Below are 19,945 nucleotides of genomic sequence, written 5' to 3' on the forward strand. Positions count from 1 at the left end.
CCGAAAGGTCCCTTTTTTCATGATGGAGGATTATTTTTCTTCATCATTATTTTGAATTACACCATGCTTTTTCTTCCACTTTTCCCAACGCTGGAAAGCCAGTTGCTGCATGTCAGTATTTTTATCGGCTTCATCGACAATTTCTTCACCTACCAGGCTTTCGAAAATATCTTCTAAGGTCACGAGACCTTGTACTGTGCCGTATTCGTCAACGATTAAGATAAGCTGTGAACGTTCCTGCATTAAGCGCTCAAAAGCCTTAGGTACGCTAACGTTATTCATAATAACGGGTAGTGGGCGCATTAATACACCGAGTTCTTGGCCCCCTTTACCCGCTTGGCTTTCAGCAAATAGCTCTAGGCGGTGAACGAAACCGACAATGTTGTCACTCTGCTCGCTATATACCAATGGACGAGAGAACGGGCTGTTTTTATGCTGAGACAAGAATTCATTAATGGTTTGCTCTGCATCAACACGGAATAGCACCGGACGTGGCGTCATAATTTTCGTTACGCTTACATCACGGAATTGCAGTAAGTTGGTTAGGATTTTTGACTCGCCTTCACCTAACTCACCTGTTTCGTGTGCTAGTAACGCCATTGCTGAAATTTCATCACGTAATTTTGGTTGCTCATGACCGCGTGATAAACGACGAGTAATTTGTTCTGATACCCACACTAGAGGGATCAAAAGCAATACCATCCAACGCAACATAGTCGCTGAGAATGGTGCAAGTTGACGCCAGTAAGTTGCACCAATGGTTTTTGGCACAATTTCAGACAGTAATAAAATACCTATGGTTAATACGCCCGAGAACACGCCTAACCATTCACTACCAAATACGATAGTCGCTTGTGCACCTGCGGTTGCAGCACCGATGGTGTGAGCGATGGTGTTTAGGGTCAAGATCGAGGCAAGAGGCCGATCAATATTATCTTTGAGCGCGGTGAGTTTTGCCGCCGCAGGGTGGTTTTGTTGGCGTAATGTGGCGATATAACTTGGTGAAATACTAAGTAACACCGCTTCTAATACGGAACAAATAAACGAAACACCAATCGCAACGGAGATGTAAATCGTAAGGAGTACCATGTCAACCTATCAGTAAATTAGCGAATATCAGCTATATTAATCGGGGCTGGGCAGAATAAATACAACTATTTTTATGCGGTATTTGGTAACATTTTGTGAACTTGCGCTCAGATTGTGGTTAAAGAGTCCGCACCTGAGTCGAATAAAGCAGACAAACCTTTGCCACACGGGCTTCTTTTGAATTAGAGTTGTCTCGTCTTACGAAAAACCTTAGAAGGGAAACCTAATGAACAAGACCCAACTGATTGACCTGATCGCAGAAAAAGCGGATCTATCTAAAGCACAAGCAAAAGCAGCTTTGGAATCTACTCTTGACGGCATTACTGATGCGCTAAAAGACGGTGACCAGGTTCAACTAATTGGCTTTGGTACATTTAAAGTAAACCATCGTGCAGCTCGCACTGGCCGTAACCCACAAACTGGTGCTGAAATTCAAATTGCTGCAGCTAACGTTCCTGCGTTTGTTGCTGGTAAAGCACTAAAAGATGCATTGAAGTAATTGTGATACCGCCAGAATGAATTATTCATCTGGCGGTTTTTTTATGTCTAAAATTTCATTTCTCTTTTCTTTTCTTCTTCCTCTCATTCTCACTGGATGTGTTGCAGGAAACCTTGCTGATAACACCGCATTGCCGATCACTAGAGTGAATGTTGCTGAGCAAAAAGTAGATGGTACATATATCTATTGGTATTTATCCCGTCAGAATGCTCCAGAGCGGCTAGGAGAGCGTGTGTACAGTACTAAGCAAGGTGATTATCAAAGTGATTACCAATGGCAGTCAGGTAAGCTTAAAACGCTGTTACAACAGGGTGAGCGGTTAATCGATGGACAGCAAGTCCCCTTTGAATTACAACTTCGCTTCGATAGCCAAGGCGTCGCAGTTTATCAACGCTATAAAGAAGATGGGCATATCTTACCGTTAACGACAAATGAAATAACGGAGCTCAAACAGCACAGCGAATATTTAGTCCATCGGATTGAACGACTAAAAAGATCAAAACAGTATTTTGAGCAAGGCTATAGACAGCAACAACAGCAGATCTCTTGTCAAACTCAACAGCCGATCACGATTGATGATCCTAATGTATTATCCGCATTTTCCCCATCGGGATATTGGACGGCTATTGGCGAGCAGAAAAACGGTAGGTTAAGAATTCATAAGTTGTTATCGGGTGTGGTGAGTGAGACTTGTTTACAAGCACCGACACTGATTGATACGAAGCAATAAATGCTTGCAAAAAAAAGACAATAAAAAACGCGCTGATTAAGCGCGTTTTTTAACTTAGGGAGAATGCGTTTTATTGCTGTTGCTCACGAGCTATAGCGCGATAACCAATATCGTCACGATGGAACATGCCATCCCACGAAATTTGTTTTGCCAACGTATAAGCACGCTGTTGTGCTTCTAAGACAGTATCGCCCATCGCGGTTGCACACAGCACACGACCACCGTTAGTGACGATATCGCCTTGATTATTCGTTGTGCCGGCGTGGAAGACTTTCTCGCCAGCCACTTCTTGTTGCGGCAAGCCTGAAATCACATCACCCTTGTTGTAGCTTGCTGGATAGCCGCCAGCGGCTAAAACAACACCGATAGAAGCGCGTGGATCCCATTTCGATTCTACGGTATCTAGCTTGCCATCAATCGCTGCTAAACATAGCTCAACCAAATCAGACTGCATACGTAACATGATAGGTTGAGTTTCCGGATCACCAAAGCGACAGTTGTATTCGATCACTTTTGGGGTGCCATCGCTCATGATCATCAAGCCAGCATAAAGGAAACCTGTATAAGGTGCGCCTTCTGCGGCCATCCCTTCAACCGTTGGGTAGATCACTTCTTTCATCACGCGGTCATGGATATCTTGTGTTACAACAGGGGCTGGTGAATAAGCGCCCATGCCACCCGTGTTAGGGCCAGTATCGCCATTTCCAACACGTTTATGATCTTGGCTGGTGGCCATAGGTAGAACGTTTTTACCGTCTACCATTACGATGAAACTGGCTTCTTCACCATCTAAGAACTCTTCGATAACTACGCGGTGTCCGGCTTCACCAAATGCATTGCCAGCGAGCATATCGCGTACGGCATCTTCGGCTTCTTGCTCTGTCATTGCGACAATCACGCCTTTACCTGCTGCTAAGCCATCCGCTTTTACTACAATCGGTGCGCCTTTTTGCTTTAAGTAAGCAAGAGCGGGGTCGATTTCAGTAAAGTTTTGATATTCCGCCGTTGGAATATTGTGGCGAGCAAGGAAGTCTTTAGTGAAAGCTTTAGAGCCTTCAAGTTGTGCTGCGGCTTCTGTTGGACCAAAGATGGGCAGTTTAGCTGCGCGGAACGCATCAACCACACCAATAACTAGTGGCGCTTCTGGGCCGACAATGGTTAAACCAATTTGATTATTTTGCGCAAATTCAACTAATGCTGCGATGTCTTCAACACCAATCTCAACATTTTCCAGTTTAGGTTCAAGTACTGTTCCTGCATTACCAGGAGCAATAAATACCGTTTCTACTTGTGGGTTTTGTGCAACTTTCCAGCCTAATGCGTGTTCACGGCCGCCGTTACCAATGATCAGTACTTTCATCGTTAATCCTTATTGCTTCGCGCTAAATACTTAAAAATCTCTGCTCTTTAAAAAAGAGCAGAGACTAAATCGATAGTTTTATTCACTTAAGTTTGTGATGACAACTTAGTGGCGGAAGTGGCGCATACCGGTAAATACCATCGCCATACCATGCTCGTCAGCAGCAGCAATGACTTCATCATCACGCATTGAACCACCCGGTTGGATAACACAAGTAATGCCTGCTTCTGCTGCGGCATCAATACCATCACGGAACGGGAAGAATGCATCTGATGCCATTACGCTACCCGCGACTTCTAGGTTTTCGTCAGCGGCTTTGATACCTGCAATTTTGGCAGAATAAACGCGGCTCATTTGGCCTGCACCAACACCTATGGTCATATTGCCTTTTGCATACACAATCGCGTTTGATTTCACGTATTTCGCTACTTTCCAGCAAAATAGTGCATCACGCAGTTCGTCTGTGGTTGGTTGACGTTTAGTGACAACGGTTAAATCATCAACCGATACCATACCTTGGTCACGGTCTTGAACCAATAAACCACCATTTACACGCTTAACGTCAAAACCCGTGGTTTTGGTTGTCCATTCGCCACACTCAAGAAGACGTAAGTTTTTCTTGGTTGCAACAACGGCTGCCGCCTCTGCTGATACTTTCGGCGCGATAATAACTTCTACAAATTGACGATCAACAATCGCTTGTGCAGTTGCTGCATCTAATTCACCGTTGAACGCAATAATGCCGCCAAATGCTGAGGTAGGGTCAGTTTTGTAAGCGCGATCGTAAGCTTCAAGTAAATTGTCCCCGAGTGCGACACCACATGGGTTAGCATGTTTTACAATCACACAAGCGGGTAAATCGAATTCTTTCACACACTCAAGTGCTGCATCTGTATCGGCGATGTTGTTGTATGATAGCGCCTTACCTTGAAGTTGCGTTGCCGTTGCGACAGAAGCTTCTTGTGGGTTGGCTTCAACATAGAATGCTGCTGCTTGGTGGCTGTTTTCACCATAGCGCATGTCTTGTTTTTTCTCGAATTGCTGATTGAAAGTGCGTGGAAACTTCGATTCCTCGTCACCTTCTTTGTTGTCGCCGTAAGATGGCACCATAGTACCAAAGTAGTTGGCGATCATACCGTCGTAAGCTGCAGTATGTTCAAAAGCTGAGATAGCTAAATCGAAACGTGTTGCCTGAGTTAGTGAGCCATTGTTGGTGCTAATTTCTGTTAGTACGCGGTCGTAATCGTGCGCATTAACGACAATCGCTACATCTTTATGGTTTTTTGCTGCAGAGCGAACCATTGTTGGACCACCGATGTCGATGTTCTCAACTGCGTCGGCGAGCGTACAACCGGCTTTGGCAACAGTCTCAGCAAAAGGATAAAGGTTAACAACAACCATATCGATAGGGTTAATACCGTGCTTTTCCATTACTTCGTCGTCAGTACCACGACGGCCTAGTACGCCACCGTGAACTTTTGGGTGAAGGGTTTTTACACGGCCATCCATCATTTCTGGGAAACCGGTGTAATCAGAAACTTCAGTGACTTGAATGTTTTTCTCGGCAAGTAAACGAGCGGTACCGCCTGTCGATAAGATTTCTACGCCGCGATTGGCAAGAGCCTGTGCGAATTCCACAATACCTGTTTTGTCTGATACGCTGATCAGTGCACGGCGAATAGGACGAGCGTTTTCCATGGCTACTATCTCTTTTAATTACACGGTGAATAGAATATTTCCCAAGACCAAGCCCATTTGGTGTGAATTGGTTTTGGGAAATATCCTGATTCTCATCACATCAACAATGTTTGGGTGATGACAATAGTGATTTATCAATAATGGTCATTTGTGTGTAATGTGACCATTATTTTACATGAATAGGAAGATTACGCAAACGTTTGCTTTTTTGGGCGTCTTTAGGAGAAATGAGCAAGATGGCGATGTATTTGATTGGTCAATTAGCAAAGTTATGTCAGGTCAGTAGCGATACATTACGGTTTTACGAAAAAAATGATTTGCTCCAGCCTGCAGGCCGAAGCGACAGTGGTTATCGTTTATATAGTGATGATAATTTATCGCGAGTTAAATTTATCTTACGGGCCAAAGCTATTGGCTTAAGTTTGGAAGAAATTCGTGAGCTATTAGATATCCGACTGGAAGCTAGTCAACATAGTTGTGCGGAAGTAAAAGCGATCACCCAAGCTAAGCTTGACGAAGTGGATATGAAAATAAAGGAACTCTCGCGTATTCGACGCGCGTTAAAAAAGATCAATGATGCGTGTTGTGGCCATGTGGATGATGATGCGAGCCATTGCTCAATCCTTGAGGCCTTGAACGATAGCTGTGATACGCCAGATCCTATCGGTGACACCAAGTCATGTTGTTCAAGGCACAAGAAATAGAACGTATAAATTAATCGCTGGTGGCTTCTTTTGCATTTTGGATCGCATCTTTTGTGGTATCACGGAAAAAGTGTCCCGTTGCTTTGGTTGCATCACGGGTCGCGTGACCAATCTCAGTGAAGCCATCTTTAATATTTTGTTTATCGCTACTGCTACAACCAACTAATGGTAACGAAGCGAGCAGTAGTACCGCTAAAACATGTTTATTTAACATCTGAGATCCCTTGATAAAATTTCAAAGACTAGTGTAGCGTTTTTTTATCATGAACCAAGTTAAATTCATGTCATGAATATCGTGATTAGCGTCATTATATTTCATTAGGGCATTGTGAAATTTTGTGATAATTTCCAGTCAAAAGCGTATCGCTAATACGAATTAAAGATAAGGAAAATCGATGTTAAAAGTAAATGAATATTTTGATAGCCAAGTAAAATCAATTGGCTTTGAATCTTCGGGTGATCATGTCAGTGTTGGCGTAATGGCACCTGGCGAATATACTTTTGGTACTGTAGCACCTGAGCGTATGACGGTGGTTAAAGGTGCATTAACTGTAAAACTACCAGGCCATGTTGACTGGGAAACTTACAACGCAGGCGATAACTTTGAAGTTCCAGGTGACAGTTCATTTAATGTGAAAGTATTGGTTACTACTGCTTATCTTTGTGATTACTTATAATTTTAAATTATAGTGATTATCTAAAAGCTTCACTTCGGTGGAGCTTTTTTGTTCGCCGCTGTTTGATATCTCTATGCCGATCCTCGTTCAATTAATTGTGGCGGTAAAATAAACTGTTGTGCCGTTTCATTATGAACCGTCATTTTTGCGAGTAACCGTTGTCCTGCAAGTTGACCCATTTGTCGCGTAGGAGAGCTGATCATGGTTAGGCTTGGCTGAGTTAAAGCCGCTTCAGGGGTATCATCAAACCCAATTAAGCCGATTTGTTGACCAATATAGTTATCTTTTCCGACACTTTTCCCTACCCGTTGAATACCATACATCGCCCCTAATGCAATGGCTGGTCGGTGGCATAATAGCGCGGTAATTTTAGGATGCTGAGTTAGCAGTTGTTGAACATGATCCGCGGCTTGGCACTGGTTATTCTGAGCTTCAATTATCCATTCATTTTTAAACGGTAAGCCATATTGCATTAATGTCGTGCCATAGCCGCCAATTCGCTCAGCACGGGTGAGTGAGTCACTGCTGCCACCAATATACGCAATATGACGATGACCTTGTTGGATCAAGTGCTGAGTTGCAAGGATTGCGGCTTGATGATTATCAGGCCCAATATAATCGACCTCATTATTCACGGCGGAGCGGGCCAAGCAAACCGCAGGAATATTGGCTTGTTTTGCCATTTCGAGTACTTGGTTGGTTGCTTCTCTTACCGGGCTAAATGCAATACCTGCGACACCTTGTTGGATCATCGATTGGACACATTGGATTAATTTGTCTGCTTGATGGTTGGACTGAGCAAGAAATAACATATGGTCATGTTGTTCAAGCTCATCGCTTAACCCTGCCGTGACTTCGGTATAAAAGGGATCTGTAATATCCGCTAAGATCCAGCCGATCAAATTTGAGTGATTGGATCGTAAATTCGCTGCGGCGTTATTGCGAACATAGCCTAAGGCTTCAACTGCTTGATTGACCTTATCGATTGTCGCTTTTGATATACGGCCTTTATTGCCCAGCACCAAAGAAACAGTAGAAACGGAGACGCCGGCATAGTCGGCAACATCGGTGATCTTTACTTTGCTTGATTTAGCCATTAGATAGTTAATTACCCTGTATTTATCTATCAATATAAAACGTTATATCTATAATCCGAATATTAACAGGATCACAGTTTTTAATATGTGTTATGGCGCGAGATATGTTCCGTGATCTCGATGCCGATAAAAGTTGATAAAACGTTTTATCATTTATTTCGTAATTCAGCAAAAGCGTTGGCAGAAGTTTTGAGCTCATCTTCGTCGACGTTTTTTTTCAACAAAGTGATAAAACGTTTTACCACTTTGTTTTTGACGAAGATAAAACAGTGATCAGGTGACAATGATGTCTAAATCTGCAAATAAAACAACGCTATGGGAATTTTTCCAAAGCTTAGGTAAAACGTTTATGTTGCCAGTGGCACTTTTGGCGTTTTCCGGTATTTTACTGGGTATTGGTAGCTCGTTATCAAGTGCTGCAGTAAAAGAAAGTATGCCTTTTCTTGATAATACCGTACTGCAATTGCTGTTCATGTGGATGACCAAAGTTGGTTTGGTTGCATTTATCTATTTACCTATCATGTTTGCCGTAGCCATTCCTCTTGGCCTTGCTCGTGAAGAAAAAGGTGTTGCCGCGTTTGCAGGTTTTGTTGGTTACGCAGCACTTAACTTATCGATTAATTTTTACCTAACAGTGGCTGGCGTATTAGGCAATGCGACCGAAGAAAAAGCCTACGGTGTGAAGTCTGTTTTAGGCATAGAGTCGATTGATACTGGCATTTTAGGCGCGGTGATCGTCGGTATTATTGTGGCGAAACTGCATGCACGTTTCTATACCTACAAAATGCCTGATGCATTAGCTTTCTTTGGTGGCGCGCGTTTTGTTCCGATTATCTCAACCTTAACGCTAGGTGTGGTTGGTCTATTAGTACCGCTAGTATGGCCTTACTTTGCTATGGGTATTAATGGTATTGGTAGCTTAATCTCTCACTCAGGCCCATTTGGTCCATTCCTTTTCGGTACCGGTGAGCGCTTGTTATTGCCATTTGGCTTACACCACATTCTTGTTGCATTGGTGCGTTTTACGGAAGCGGGTGGCACGATGGATGTGTGTGGTAACACGGTAAGTGGCGCATTAAATATTTTCTATGCAGAGCTTTCTTGCTCAACAACTAATGGCTTCTCTAACTCGGCAACATCATTCTTGTCGCAAGGTAAAATGCCAGCTTTCCTTGGTGGATTACCCGGTGCTGCTCTTGCGATGTACCACTGTGCTCGCGTTGAAAATCGCAGCAAAGTAAAAGCGTTATTGTTATCAGGTGTGGTTGCGTGTGTGATTGGTGGTATCACAGAGCCATTAGAATTCTTATTCCTGTTCGTTGCACCAGCACTGTACTTTGTTCATGCTATTTTAACGGGTGTTGGCTTTATGGCGATGCACCTATTAGGCGTAACGATTGGTAATACTGATGGCAACATTATCGACTTTTTGATTTTCGGTGTACTTCAAGGTACGGCAACGAAATGGTACTTAGTACCTCTTGTTGCTGCAGTATGGTTTGTGATGTATTACAGCGTATTCCGCTTTGTGATCACTCGCTTTAATTTAAAAACTCCAGGCCGTGAAGTGGCTGATGTAAAAGATGAGTTAGCCTTTGCGGAAACGGGTGAGAAAACGACGGGTTACAAAGGTAATATTATTTTAGAAGCACTGGGTGGTGCTGCAAACATTACGTCACTGGATAACTGTATTACTCGTTTACGTTTATCGGTTAATGATATGAGTTTAGTGAATGACGCCGTACTCAAAGCTAACGGTGCGTTGGGGGTCGTTAAGCTTGACGATCATAACTTACAAGTCGTGATTGGGCCTCAGGTGCATATGGTCAAAAATGAAATGCAGGGCTTAATGCCAGCGACGGCATAATATGATTGCGGAGCCTAGTGCTCCGCTTTTTTGTTTTGGATAACTGTTTTTGCTTGTTGCAAGAGGTTGATATGTTTGATTTCTCTACCCCAGTTAACCGTTATGGTACCTATTGTACCCAGTGGGATTATGTTGAAGATCGGTTTGGTGAAGCGGATTTATTGCCGTTTACTATTTCTGATATGGATTTCGCCGTTGCGCCATGTATTGAGAAAGCGTTATCTGAGCGATTAGCACATGGTGTATTTGGCTATAGCCGATGGAATCATGATGATTTTAAATCTGCGATCACAGGATGGTTTTCACGCCGCTATCATAGTCCAATCAATCCCGAGCATATTGTGTATGGTCCATCGGTGATTTACATCATTTCGCAATTAGTGATGCAGTGGACAAAGCAGGGGGAAGGAGTCCTCATTCATACTCCAGCCTATGATGCGTTTGGTAATATGTTAGCGGCTAATGATCGTCTCATGCTAACAAGCCCGTTGTTAAAAACGGCTGGTGGTAGTTATGAGATTGATTGGGCACAATTTGAAGCACAAGCGGCAAAACCAAACTGTAAAGTGTTGTTACTGTGTAGCCCACAAAATCCAACTGGACGAGTATGGACACGTGATGAACTCAGCCGTATGGCACAGATCTGTTTGCAACATCAGGTGAAAGTGATCTCCGATGATATCCATATGGATATGGCATTTAATGATTATATTCCTTGGCCTGAAGTGGCATTAGATGATAATTGGGCGTTGGTTTCTTCAGGATCAAAGTCATTTAATATTCCTGCATTAACGGGCGCATATGCGTTTATTGCCGATCAAACGGTGCGTGAACGGTACCTTACTCAGTTAAAAGCGGCACATGGTTTATCGTCACCGTCGATTTTAGGCGTTATAGGACATATTGCCGCTTATAACCAAGGTGAAGTATGGCTCGATAGTTTAAAAGACTACCTTCAAGCTAACCTTTGTTATGTCGCAGAGCAGTTAAATCAGGCCTTTCCTGAGTTGAATTACCAAGTGCCTGAGGGGACATATTTAGCGTGGATTGATTTAACGCCATTGAGCGTGGATATGGATGCCCTACAACAACGTCTAATTAGTCATTACAAAGTCGCCATTATGCGCGGTGATACCTATGGTCAAGAAGGGCAAGGCTATGTTCGTTTGAATGTCGGTTGTCCTCGTAGCAAAGTAGAAATAGGTCTCAAGGCATTGATGAGTGCATTGCATGATCTAAAACATCAATAGAATATTGCTTGTTTTATAACTAAGAAAAGCTTCGCGTCGGCGGAGCTTTTTTGTATCTGTTATTGCCACTCATTTTTAGAGATCAAGCGTTTTATCAATTGCGCCTTTATATGACATGTAACGCATATGTTGGATTTATAAAAATTATCTGGAGAGAAAGCATTATAGTAACAGTATTTAGCAAGGTTGAGTTCTGGTTAATCACGCCTAACATGTTGCTTTAGATACTTAGAGCCTAATTGATCTTGTCGTTATAGCGAAACTATTTCATGACTAAACGTAATAAGTAGGATAGGGAGTTCTATGAATCTATCGTTAACACATGCATCAATTAGTACCAAAGCTTGGATCATATGGCTGTTATTTGCCATCGGTCTTATTTCTATTTCTGCATTAAATATTTCCTCAACTAATCAACATATGCGAGCTAATTATGAGGGAGGTATTAAGCAAATAGTAGAAGGAGCGGTAGGAGTGGTTAATTACTATCATGCACTTAGCTCCAATGGCACATTGAGCGAAGAAGAAGCGCAAAAACAGGCTTTAGCGGCAATTAACGCAATGCGTTTTGATGGCGGAAATTATATTTTTGCGGGAAATAAGGAAGGCTATCAAATCGCAACCCGTTTTGATGAAATGATGGGGACTGACATTCTGTCACTAACAGACGGTAATGGACGACGATTCGTCGAAGAGCTTTACAGTGTCGGTAAGCAAGGTGGTGGTTTTGTTGATTATATGTGGAAGTCATCGTCAGATCCTAATCAACTGATTTTAAAAACGAGCTATGCTGATTATTTTCATCCTTGGGGCTGGATGATTGGCGCAGGAATGAATATCAAAGCCTTAAACCAAGATATTCAAGCCAGCCAATGGCTATCGTTTGTGAATGTTGCTGTTATTTTGGCAATACTGTCATTATTGATGGCGTATTTTATTCGTAGTATTACTTTGCCAATTAAAAAAACCGTTGCTGCGATGCGCGATCTATCAACCGGTGAAGGTGATTTAACTCAGCGTCTTAAAGAAGAGGGCGGTCCTGAATTAACGGCACTTGCGAAACATTTTAATCGCTTTGTTATTTCTATTCAGGCCATTATCCATAATATTAGTGATGCAGGTTCACAACTGACTCACTCTTCGCGTTGTTTATCACAATCAGTGTTATCGATGGATAGTAATTTAAATCAACAGAAAGAAGACACCGATCAACTCGTGGGGTCAATGGGGGAAATGCTCACTGCGGTTGAAGAAATTGCAGGCAGAACCGTTGATGCCACTGATTTTAGTATTAAAGCAGCGAAACAAACAGAAGCCAGTAAAGTGATTATTCAGCGTAATATTGAAGAGTCACAATTGCTCGCATTAGATATTGGTGAAGCCAGTAAAGTGATCACCCAACTAGCAACAGATAGCCGTAATGTCGATACCGTGTTGGAAGTGATACGTGGCATTGCAGAGCAGACCAACTTATTAGCGTTAAATGCTGCGATAGAGGCTGCAAGAGCCGGTGATGCAGGGCGAGGCTTTGCTGTTGTTGCTGATGAAGTTCGCACCCTATCACAGCGCACACAAGAGTCGACGATTGAAATTCAAACCATTATTGAAAAATTACAACAAGGTGCGGAGCAAGCGGTTGGTGTCATGAATCAGGGGGCTGAAAAAGCCCAGAATGCGTCAAAGATTTCTGCATCGGCAGGGGAAGCGTTGAATTTAATTGTTGAAGAAGTTCATGCGATACAAGGGATGAATCAGCAGATCTCAGCCGCAACAGAGCAGCAATCATTAACCGTTAATAGTATTAATCAAAATGTGGCAAGTTTGAATGATAGCTCGATATCATTGTCGACTGAATCTAATCAGATGTCGTCATCGAGTGAAGAGCTCAATCAAATTTCGGAAGATCTAATGGTGACGATTCAGCGTTTTAAACTGCATTAAAGTAGGACTATTATGTTTTATTTAGCATGACAGTACCGAATAGCAGCCAATAAAAAAGCCATGCCTGAAATACAGGGATGGCTTTTTTATCAATAACTTAAACTAAATGTATTAGTTCATGCCATATTTTTTAAGCTTCTTACGTAGCGTACCACGGTTGATACCCATCATGGTTGCAGCGCGAGTTTGGTTACCGCGAGTGTACTGCATGATAGTGTCTAATAGTGGTTGTTCAACTTCTGCAAGCACAAGCTCGTACAGATCGTCGACTTCCTGACCATTTAATTGAGCAAGGTAGTTTTTAAGGGATGCCTTCACTGAATCACGTAATGGTTTCTGTGTGATTTGGTCTTGTGAAGTTACAGTTGTTACTGTTAACGCTTCGGAAGTCAGATTTTGTTCGAACATAATTCTGTAAGCTCTTCTAGTATTTATGCAACGTTTTCGAAGTAGCCTTGCAGCGCATCAAGTTGCTGTTGAGCATCCTCGAGTGCGTTGAAGGTCTGGCGGAAATCACCGGCTGGTGCATGTTCTTTCAAGTACCAAGACACGTGTTTACGTGCAATGCGCAGTCCTAGGTATTCACCGTAGAACTGGTGGAGTTCTTGAACATGTCCCAACATGATTTCACTGATCTCATCAATTGATGGGGCAGCGAGGTGTTCACCAGTTGTTAAGTAATGGTGGATTTCTCTAAAAATCCACGGCTTCCCTTGTGCAGGTCGGCCAATCATTAGAGCATCGGCACCCGTATAATCGAGTACAAAGCGTGCTTTTTCCGGGCTATCGATATCACCGTTAGCGATAACTGGGATCGAGATGGCTTGTTTCACCGCTCTAATGTAGTCATATTCCGCTTCACCTTTGTACATACATGCCTTGGTACGTCCGTGAAGGGCGAGGGCTTGTATGCCGCATTGCTCGGCGAGTTTGGCTATGTCGACACAGTTTCTATTTTCCAGATCCCAACCAGTACGGGTTTTAAGCGTAACTGGAACATCTACCGCATCCACCACTGTAAGAAGAATGTCTTCGATAAGGTTGGGATATTGCAGTAGTGCAGAACCGGCTAATCGTTTGTTTACTTTCTTTGCTGGGCATCCCATGTTGATATCGATGATTTGCGCACCGTTTTCAACACTGAACTGCGCAGCTTCAGCCATCAACTTTGGATCAGCCCCTGCTATCTGAACCGAACGAATACCTGATTCACCTTCGTGAACCATACGATTGAGCGATTTAGACGTCTTCCAGAGATCTGGGTTCGACGACATCATCTCGCTAACTGCCATACCTGCACCGTAGCGAAGGCATAACTCACGAAATGGCCGATCGGTCACACCCGCCATAGGCGCGACTATCAGCTGGTTTTTAAGTTGATAAGGACCGATTTGCAAAATGTCTCTACCTGACTGTGCCAGTAAGGGCGCGCATTTTACGCATTTTTTGCTCTGCTGAAAAGGCCAATAATTGAGCATGATGATTTTGTTTGCCAAAATCGTATGATTTTCAATCAATTGACCGATTAAATTTATAAATAAAAATCAGCAGTAGTACCCAAAACTGCGTGTGATTATGCCTTACGGCCTGAGATGCGACACCACTCTTCACGTGCAATTACTGGGTCTAAAGCCAGTTCATCGCTGTAGTAGGTTGACACATCAGCCGCTTGGCTTTCTAGCACACCTGAGATCGCTAAGTCGCCACCGTCTTTAACAAGGCTCTTGATCACTGGTGATAGTTCACGCAGTGGGCCTGCAAGGATGTTAGCAACTACAACGTCAGCTTGAATACCTTGAGGCTGATCTTGTGGTAGGTATAGTTCTAGATTGTCAGACACACCGTTACGTTCTGCGTTATCACGTGACGCTAAGATAGCTTGTGGGTCGATATCAATACCAATAACTTTTGCTGCGCCAAGTTTTAGTGCAGCAATCGCTAAAATGCCTGAACCACAACCAAAATCGATAACCGTTTTACCGGTTAGGTCTTGGCTGTCTAACCACTCAAGACAAAGTGATGTTGTTGGGTGAGTGCCTGTACCAAATGCTAGACCTGGGTCTAATAGTACGTTCACCGCGTCTGGCTCTGGCGCTTCACGCCAGCTTGGGCAGATCCATAGACGACGACCGAAACGCATAGGGTGGAAGTTATCCATCCACTCACGTTCCCAGTCTTTATCCTCTAACTGCTCGATTTTATAAGCAAAATCATCAGCAATTAATGGGCTGTTTTTAAGCATGTTCAGCACGAAATCCATGTCGGCTTCAGCATCATACAAACCAATTACATCGGTATCACCCCAAAGGCGGGTTTCACCTGGCATAGGCTCGAAAACTGGCGTGTCTTGTGCGTCTAGGAAGGTGACAGACAGAGCACCAGTCTCTTCCATTAGCATGTCGCCAATTGCTTCTGCGCTCTCTGCAGTTGCGTTCAGTTTAATTTGAATCCAAGGCATGGTTTATTCGCTTATTTTGTGACTACTTGAACATAGGGGGCGAAGTCTAGCATGAAATTTCACCAATCCCCATTATCAGATGCCATTCTAGGGATAAAAAAAAGATAGTACCGACTGGCACTATCTTTAATGTAGTTGATTATTTAGCGTGATATAGCCGATTTTAGTCGCTTAATTGCGGTGTTTCTACTTTTGTTGGTTTGGCATAGCTACCAACGACAAAAGCGATCAAACCTAATAACAGCGTTGGTACAATCGCATGAACGCCATTCATATCGGGTTTACTAAATGACAAAATAATGTAGCTACTCAAGCCGACGATCATGGAAGCAAAAGCGCCGGTTGCGGAGGCTTTTTTCCAATATAAGCCGAGTACCAGAGGCCACAAAAATACGGCTTGTAAGCTACCAAAGGCTAATAGGTTAAGCCAAATGATCATATCCGGTGGATTCATCGCAGCGATAAACACTAAGCCTGAGAAAATCCCTGTTACCCATAGTGATAATTTAGGTAGGCGCTTTTCAGCGTGTTCATTATTGGCAATGTTTGGATTGATATAGTTGATATATAAATCTTTGAGCAGTGTTGCTGAAGCTTGAATGAGTTGTGAGTCGATAGTCGACATAATCGCCGCCATTGGGCCTGCCAAGAACACACCGGCTACAACAGGTGGTAATACGGTTACCATAAGGGTTGGCATGATCTGATCGGGGCTAGCGATATCAGGCACGATAGCACGGCCTAATGCGCCTGCTAAGTGCATCCCAAACATCAGTAGCGCTACCATGATGGTACTGAGTACCATGCCTTTATGCAGTGAATTACTGTCTTTATAAGACATACAACGTACCGCAGCATGCGGCAAACCGATGACACCAAAACAGACCAAAATCCAAAAACTCAACATAAAGGGCTGACTCAGGAAATGATTTGGACCGTAAGGGGTAATTAACGCCGGATCAATATCGTGAAGCTTGGTGACTAATGCGCCGATACTTCCGCCCGCATGCACGATCCCAACCAGTAACGCAATGGTACCGATGATCATCATCAAGCCCTGTAAAGTATCAGTCATCACAACAGCACGAAAGCCACCAATTGTCGTGTATAGGCCTACGGTGATCGCAAAGATCATTAAGCCATGCATATACGATAGGCCTGTTACGGTTTGGAGCAGACGTGCACCACCGACAAACTGTACAACCATGGTGCCAAAGAAGGCGATCAGTAATGACAGTGAAGCAAAAATGACGACCCCACGGTTTTTATAGCGAGCATAAAGGATGTCATTAAGGGTTAATGCGTTATGACGTCTCGCTTCGATGGCAAATTTCTTACCGAGTACACCAAGGGTCAGCCATGCTGCGGGTAACTGGATCATCGCAAGTAATACCCAGCCTAAGCCCATTTTATAGGCAGCCCCTGGACCACCAATAAAGGTGCTGGCGCTGGCGTAAGTGGCTGCAAGGGTCATCGCAAGGACAAAGCCGCCCATGCTACGCCCACCGACTAGGTACTCGGTAAGAAAGTTTCCTTTGCTTTGAAAGCGTCGGGTGTAAAGTGCCATCGCAAAGACTGCGGCAAGGTACAGTACGATAGGAATAATGAGTTGGCTATTCATGGGGGTCTTCGTGGTTAATATCTAAAGGAAGATCTCGGTAGACGACTTTGACCATGACACCGCACATGACGGTAAAAATGATCGGGCCGACAATGCATGACATCAAGAACCAGAGTGGAAAGCCAAAATATAGGGTTGGCATGCTTAGATCACCGATGGCGGGCGCTAAGCCGTAGGCGGATAGGTACCACCAAAGAAAATAAGCTAACGCTAGTCCTATCGCCCAGAGTGCCTCTTTATGGGCTTGGCGATAGCGTGCTGAGAGCGTTTTCATGCTGTATCTCCAGTTGTTATCAAGTGTTTTCCTACTCAATACAGTGTAGTAACTAGTAGGGTTGGTCAAAAAGGTGGGCTATTGTGGCAAAAGATACTGTGTTATGCCATGTGAACCGATCAATCGAGGTGAATTGAGATTGGGTATAAACAAAAAAGACTACCCGAAGGTAGCCTTTTATCGTCAAGCAAGTGCGCTTATTGCAGACCGAGTTTCTTCTCAAGGTAGTGGATGTTTGCGCCACCTTTTTGGAAGTTCTCGTCAGCCATAATATCTTGCTGAAGCGGAACGTTGGTTTTAATGCCGTCGATGATCATTTCGCTCAATGCATTACGCATACGAGAAATAGCGACATCACGATTTTCACCGTACGCAATTAACTTACCGATCATTGAATCGTAGTAAGGCGGTACTGTGTAACCTGAATAGATGTGTGATTCCCAACGGATACCCATACCACCTGGCGCATGGAAACGCTCGATAGTACCAGGGCAAGGTAGGAAACGCTCTGGATCTTCAGCATTAATACGACACTCGATAGCATGGCCACGAATTTGAATATCGCTTTGGCTAAATGACAGCGGTTGACCTGCGGCAATACGTAGCTGCTCTTTGATCAAGTCAACGCCTGTTACCATTTCGGTTACTGGGTGCTCAACCTGAATACGGGTGTTCATTTCAATGAAGTAGAACTCACCGTTTTCGTAAAGGAATTCGAATGTACCAGCGCCACGGTAATTGATTTCTAAACATGCACGAGTACAACGCTCACCGATGTACTTACGCATTTCTTCGGTAATGCCCGGTGCTGGTGCTTCTTCAACCACTTTCTGGTGACGACGCTGCATCGAACAGTCACGCTCACCTAAGTGAATCGCGCCACCTTGGCCATCAGCTAAGACTTGAACTTCAATGTGACGTGGGTTTTCAAGGTATTTCTCCATGTAAACCATGTCGTTATTGAAACAAGATTTTGCTTCAGCACGGGTCATTGCGATCGCTTCAGTCAATTCATTTTCTGAACGAACCACACGCATACCACGACCACCGCCGCCACCAGAGGCTTTGATGATCACAGGATAACCGATACGTTTAGCAAAAGATTTGTTCTTTGCTTCATCGTCATCAAGTGGGCCGTCAGAGCCAGGTACACAAGGTACGCCAGCTTTTTTCATTGCCGTAATAGCAGAAACTTTATCGCCCATTAGACGAATAGTGTCAGCTTTTGGACCTACGAAAATAAAGCCTGAACGCTCAACTTGTTCTGCGAAGTCAGCATTTTCAGAAAGGAAACCGTAGCCTGGGTGGATAGCGACTGCCCCTGTAATTTCAGCGGCACTGATAATACGAGGAATATTTAAGTAACTATCGATACCGCGTGCAGGACCAATACATACTGACTCGTCAGCAAGTAGAACGTGCTTAAGATCGCGGTCAGCGGTTGAGTGAACCGCAACCGTTTTAATCCCTAGCTCTTTACAAGCGCGCAAGATACGAAGTGCAATTTCACCTCGGTTTGCAATTACTAATTTATCTAACATAGCCAGAGCCTCGATTACTCGATGATGATAAGAGGCTGATCGAATTCAATCGCATCGCCGTCTTCTGCAAGAATAGCGACAACTTTACCGGCTTTGTCAGCTTGGATTTGGTTCATCATTTTCATCGCTTCAACGATACATAGTGTGTCGCCGATATTCACCGATTGACCAACTTCAACAAATGATTTTGCTTCAGGGCTTGGAGAGCGGTAGAAAGTACCAACCATAGGTGAAAGCACAGAGTGACCTGATGCAACAGGTGCTGGTGCTTCAGTTGCAGCTACAGGTGCTGCTGCTGGCGCTTCTACAGGTGCAGTTGGCATAGGCTGTTGTGCCATTGGCGCTGCCATGTATTGTTGTGGCATTGCTGTTGCTGGAACGCTACGGCTGATGCGTACTGATTCTTCACCTTCAGAGATTTCTAGCTCAGCGATGCCTGATTCTTCTACAAGCTCAATTAGCTTCTTGATTTTACGAATATCCATTTATATTTCTCTTTTTATATTGTTCAGTTAGCTATCTGCATGCAGACGACGTACCGCTGCATTCAGGGCGAATTCATAGCCGTCAGGGCCTAAGCCACAAATCACGCCTACTGCTTTATCGGATAAGTAAGAATGATGACGGAAAGGTTCACGAGCGTGGACATTAGATAAATGCACTTCAATAAACGGAATGGCGACGCCGAGTAAGGCATCACGAAGGGCTACACTCGTATGAGTAAAAGCAGCAGGATTGATAATGATGAAATCGACCTTGCCATAAGCTTGATGGATTGCATCAATTAACACATGTTCCGCGTTGGATTGAATATGCTCTAATGCCACACCTAATTGGGTAGCTTTAGCAGTGAGTCCATCAACCACTTGAGTTAATGTTTGATGGCCATAATGGCCCGGCTCTCGTAGACCTAGTAAGTTAAGATTAGGTCCATTTATTAATAAAATTCGTTTAACGGTCGACATCTTGACGTATTTTCACTTGTTTATGAGGTTAAACTCTAACAACTTGCAGACTTATGCAATTTTGTTTCCGTGTGTCCGTTTTTTTACTGCTAAACGTTCATTGTTGAGCAATTATAGTGAATTCACCGCAAATCGCAGCAAAATACTGGTCTAATCACCACTTTTTTGTGCGAA

20 protein-coding genes are annotated in these 19,945 nt (G+C 43.7%); 7 read left to right on the forward strand and 13 right to left on the reverse strand.

Features of this window, described 5'->3' with window-relative positions:
• Positions 1 to 30: 30 nt before the first annotated feature.
• Complete coding sequence (locus tag C9J42_RS18760; RefSeq protein ID WP_005372680.1) at positions 31 to 1,089, reverse strand: CNNM domain-containing protein; 1,059 nt, start codon at positions 1,087 to 1,089, stop codon at positions 31 to 33.
• A gap of 226 nt (positions 1,090 to 1,315) precedes the next feature.
• Between C9J42_RS18760 and hupA the strand changes: the two genes are divergently transcribed.
• Both hupA and C9J42_RS18770 read left to right on the forward strand, forming a co-directional pair.
• On the forward strand, positions 1,316 to 1,588 hold the full coding sequence (gene hupA / locus C9J42_RS18765; protein WP_005372678.1) for a nucleoid-associated protein HU-alpha: 273 nt from the start codon (positions 1,316 to 1,318) through the stop codon (positions 1,586 to 1,588).
• A gap of 43 nt (positions 1,589 to 1,631) precedes the next feature.
• Complete coding sequence (locus tag C9J42_RS18770; protein ID WP_233217799.1) at positions 1,632 to 2,318, forward strand: DUF1481 domain-containing protein; 687 nt, start codon at positions 1,632 to 1,634, stop codon at positions 2,316 to 2,318.
• A 70-nt stretch (positions 2,319 to 2,388) separates the two neighbouring features.
• Here C9J42_RS18770 and purD read toward each other — a convergent pair whose 3' ends face one another.
• Together purD and purH are read right to left on the reverse strand one after the other, a co-directional pair.
• Positions 2,389 to 3,678: a phosphoribosylamine--glycine ligase gene (gene purD / locus C9J42_RS18775; protein WP_107291274.1), complete on the reverse strand. Its 1,290-nt coding sequence runs from the start codon at positions 3,676 to 3,678 to the stop codon at positions 2,389 to 2,391.
• A 105-nt stretch (positions 3,679 to 3,783) separates the two neighbouring features.
• Entirely contained in the window at positions 3,784 to 5,376 is a 1,593-nt protein-coding gene (gene purH / locus C9J42_RS18780) for a bifunctional phosphoribosylaminoimidazolecarboxamide formyltransferase/IMP cyclohydrolase (protein ID WP_045150142.1), read from the reverse strand.
• 236 nt (positions 5,377 to 5,612) lie between these two features.
• Here purH and zntR point away from each other — a divergent pair, with 236 nt between their 5' ends.
• Positions 5,613 to 6,080 carry a Zn(2+)-responsive transcriptional regulator gene (zntR, locus tag C9J42_RS18785; RefSeq protein WP_107207960.1) on the forward strand — a complete coding sequence of 156 codons (468 nt, stop codon included), beginning with the start codon at positions 5,613 to 5,615 and terminating at the stop codon, positions 6,078 to 6,080.
• Between the two features lie 10 nt (positions 6,081 to 6,090).
• On the opposite strand, the gene C9J42_RS18790 is transcribed toward zntR, so the two are convergent.
• Complete coding sequence (locus C9J42_RS18790; protein ID WP_107302231.1) at positions 6,091 to 6,294, reverse strand: hypothetical protein; 204 nt, start codon at positions 6,292 to 6,294, stop codon at positions 6,091 to 6,093.
• 181 nt (positions 6,295 to 6,475) lie between these two features.
• Between C9J42_RS18790 and C9J42_RS18795 the strand changes: the two genes are divergently transcribed.
• Positions 6,476 to 6,757: a pyrimidine/purine nucleoside phosphorylase gene (locus C9J42_RS18795; protein WP_006647687.1), complete on the forward strand. Its 282-nt coding sequence runs from the start codon at positions 6,476 to 6,478 to the stop codon at positions 6,755 to 6,757.
• A gap of 71 nt (positions 6,758 to 6,828) precedes the next feature.
• Here the strand turns inward: C9J42_RS18795 and malI are convergent, their stop codons facing one another.
• Positions 6,829 to 7,854: a Mal regulon transcriptional regulator MalI gene (gene malI, locus C9J42_RS18800; RefSeq protein ID WP_107260842.1), complete on the reverse strand. Its 1,026-nt coding sequence runs from the start codon at positions 7,852 to 7,854 to the stop codon at positions 6,829 to 6,831.
• 286 nt (positions 7,855 to 8,140) lie between these two features.
• On the opposite strand from malI, the gene malX reads away from it, so the two are divergent.
• From malX to C9J42_RS18815, 3 genes are all read left to right on the forward strand, one after another.
• A complete protein-coding gene (gene malX / locus C9J42_RS18805) occupies positions 8,141 to 9,721 on the forward strand; it encodes a maltose/glucose-specific PTS transporter subunit IIBC (protein WP_107207962.1) in 1,581 nt (526 codons plus the stop codon).
• A 71-nt stretch (positions 9,722 to 9,792) separates the two neighbouring features.
• Positions 9,793 to 10,971 (forward strand): MalY/PatB family protein, encoded by a 1,179-nt coding sequence (locus C9J42_RS18810; protein ID WP_107291273.1) that lies wholly within the window; start codon positions 9,793 to 9,795, stop codon positions 10,969 to 10,971.
• Between the two features lie 303 nt (positions 10,972 to 11,274).
• Positions 11,275 to 12,912 (forward strand): methyl-accepting chemotaxis protein, encoded by a 1,638-nt coding sequence (locus C9J42_RS18815; protein ID WP_107207964.1) that lies wholly within the window; start codon positions 11,275 to 11,277, stop codon positions 12,910 to 12,912.
• A 111-nt stretch (positions 12,913 to 13,023) separates the two neighbouring features.
• On the opposite strand, the gene fis is transcribed toward C9J42_RS18815, so the two are convergent.
• From fis to aroQ, 8 genes are all read right to left on the reverse strand, one after another.
• The gene (gene fis / locus C9J42_RS18820; protein WP_005372656.1) at positions 13,024 to 13,320 is read right to left on the reverse strand and encodes a DNA-binding transcriptional regulator Fis; all 297 of its coding nucleotides are present in this window, start codon (positions 13,318 to 13,320) and stop codon (positions 13,024 to 13,026) included.
• A 23-nt stretch (positions 13,321 to 13,343) separates the two neighbouring features.
• The gene (gene dusB, locus C9J42_RS18825; RefSeq protein ID WP_199189336.1) at positions 13,344 to 14,309 is read right to left on the reverse strand and encodes a tRNA dihydrouridine synthase DusB; all 966 of its coding nucleotides are present in this window, start codon (positions 14,307 to 14,309) and stop codon (positions 13,344 to 13,346) included.
• A 176-nt stretch (positions 14,310 to 14,485) separates the two neighbouring features.
• Positions 14,486 to 15,370, reverse strand: coding sequence for a 50S ribosomal protein L11 methyltransferase (prmA, locus tag C9J42_RS18830; protein WP_107207966.1), 885 nt, complete (start codon positions 15,368 to 15,370; stop codon positions 14,486 to 14,488).
• Positions 15,371 to 15,533: 163 nt separating this feature from the next.
• Positions 15,534 to 16,991, reverse strand: a complete 1,458-nt coding sequence (gene panF / locus C9J42_RS18835) for a sodium/pantothenate symporter (RefSeq protein ID WP_107207967.1) — start codon at positions 16,989 to 16,991, stop codon at positions 15,534 to 15,536.
• On the reverse strand, positions 16,984 to 17,265 hold the full coding sequence (locus tag C9J42_RS18840) for a YhdT family protein (protein WP_045084725.1): 282 nt from the start codon (positions 17,263 to 17,265) through the stop codon (positions 16,984 to 16,986). Before C9J42_RS18840 ends, panF begins: the two co-directional genes overlap by 8 nt.
• A 197-nt stretch (positions 17,266 to 17,462) precedes the next feature.
• Complete coding sequence (gene accC / locus C9J42_RS18845; RefSeq protein ID WP_105061397.1) at positions 17,463 to 18,806, reverse strand: acetyl-CoA carboxylase biotin carboxylase subunit; 1,344 nt, start codon at positions 18,804 to 18,806, stop codon at positions 17,463 to 17,465.
• Between the two features lie 14 nt (positions 18,807 to 18,820).
• A complete protein-coding gene (gene accB, locus C9J42_RS18850) occupies positions 18,821 to 19,291 on the reverse strand; it encodes an acetyl-CoA carboxylase biotin carboxyl carrier protein (RefSeq protein ID WP_107302233.1) in 471 nt (156 codons plus the stop codon).
• Between the two features lie 27 nt (positions 19,292 to 19,318).
• Positions 19,319 to 19,771 carry a type II 3-dehydroquinate dehydratase gene (aroQ, locus tag C9J42_RS18855; RefSeq protein WP_105061395.1) on the reverse strand — a complete coding sequence of 151 codons (453 nt, stop codon included), beginning with the start codon at positions 19,769 to 19,771 and terminating at the stop codon, positions 19,319 to 19,321.
• Between the last annotated feature and the right edge of the window lie 174 nt (positions 19,772 to 19,945).

The sequence above is a fragment of the Photobacterium sp. GB-56 genome (assembly GCF_003026105.1).
GTDB lineage: Bacteria > Pseudomonadota > Gammaproteobacteria > Enterobacterales > Vibrionaceae > Photobacterium.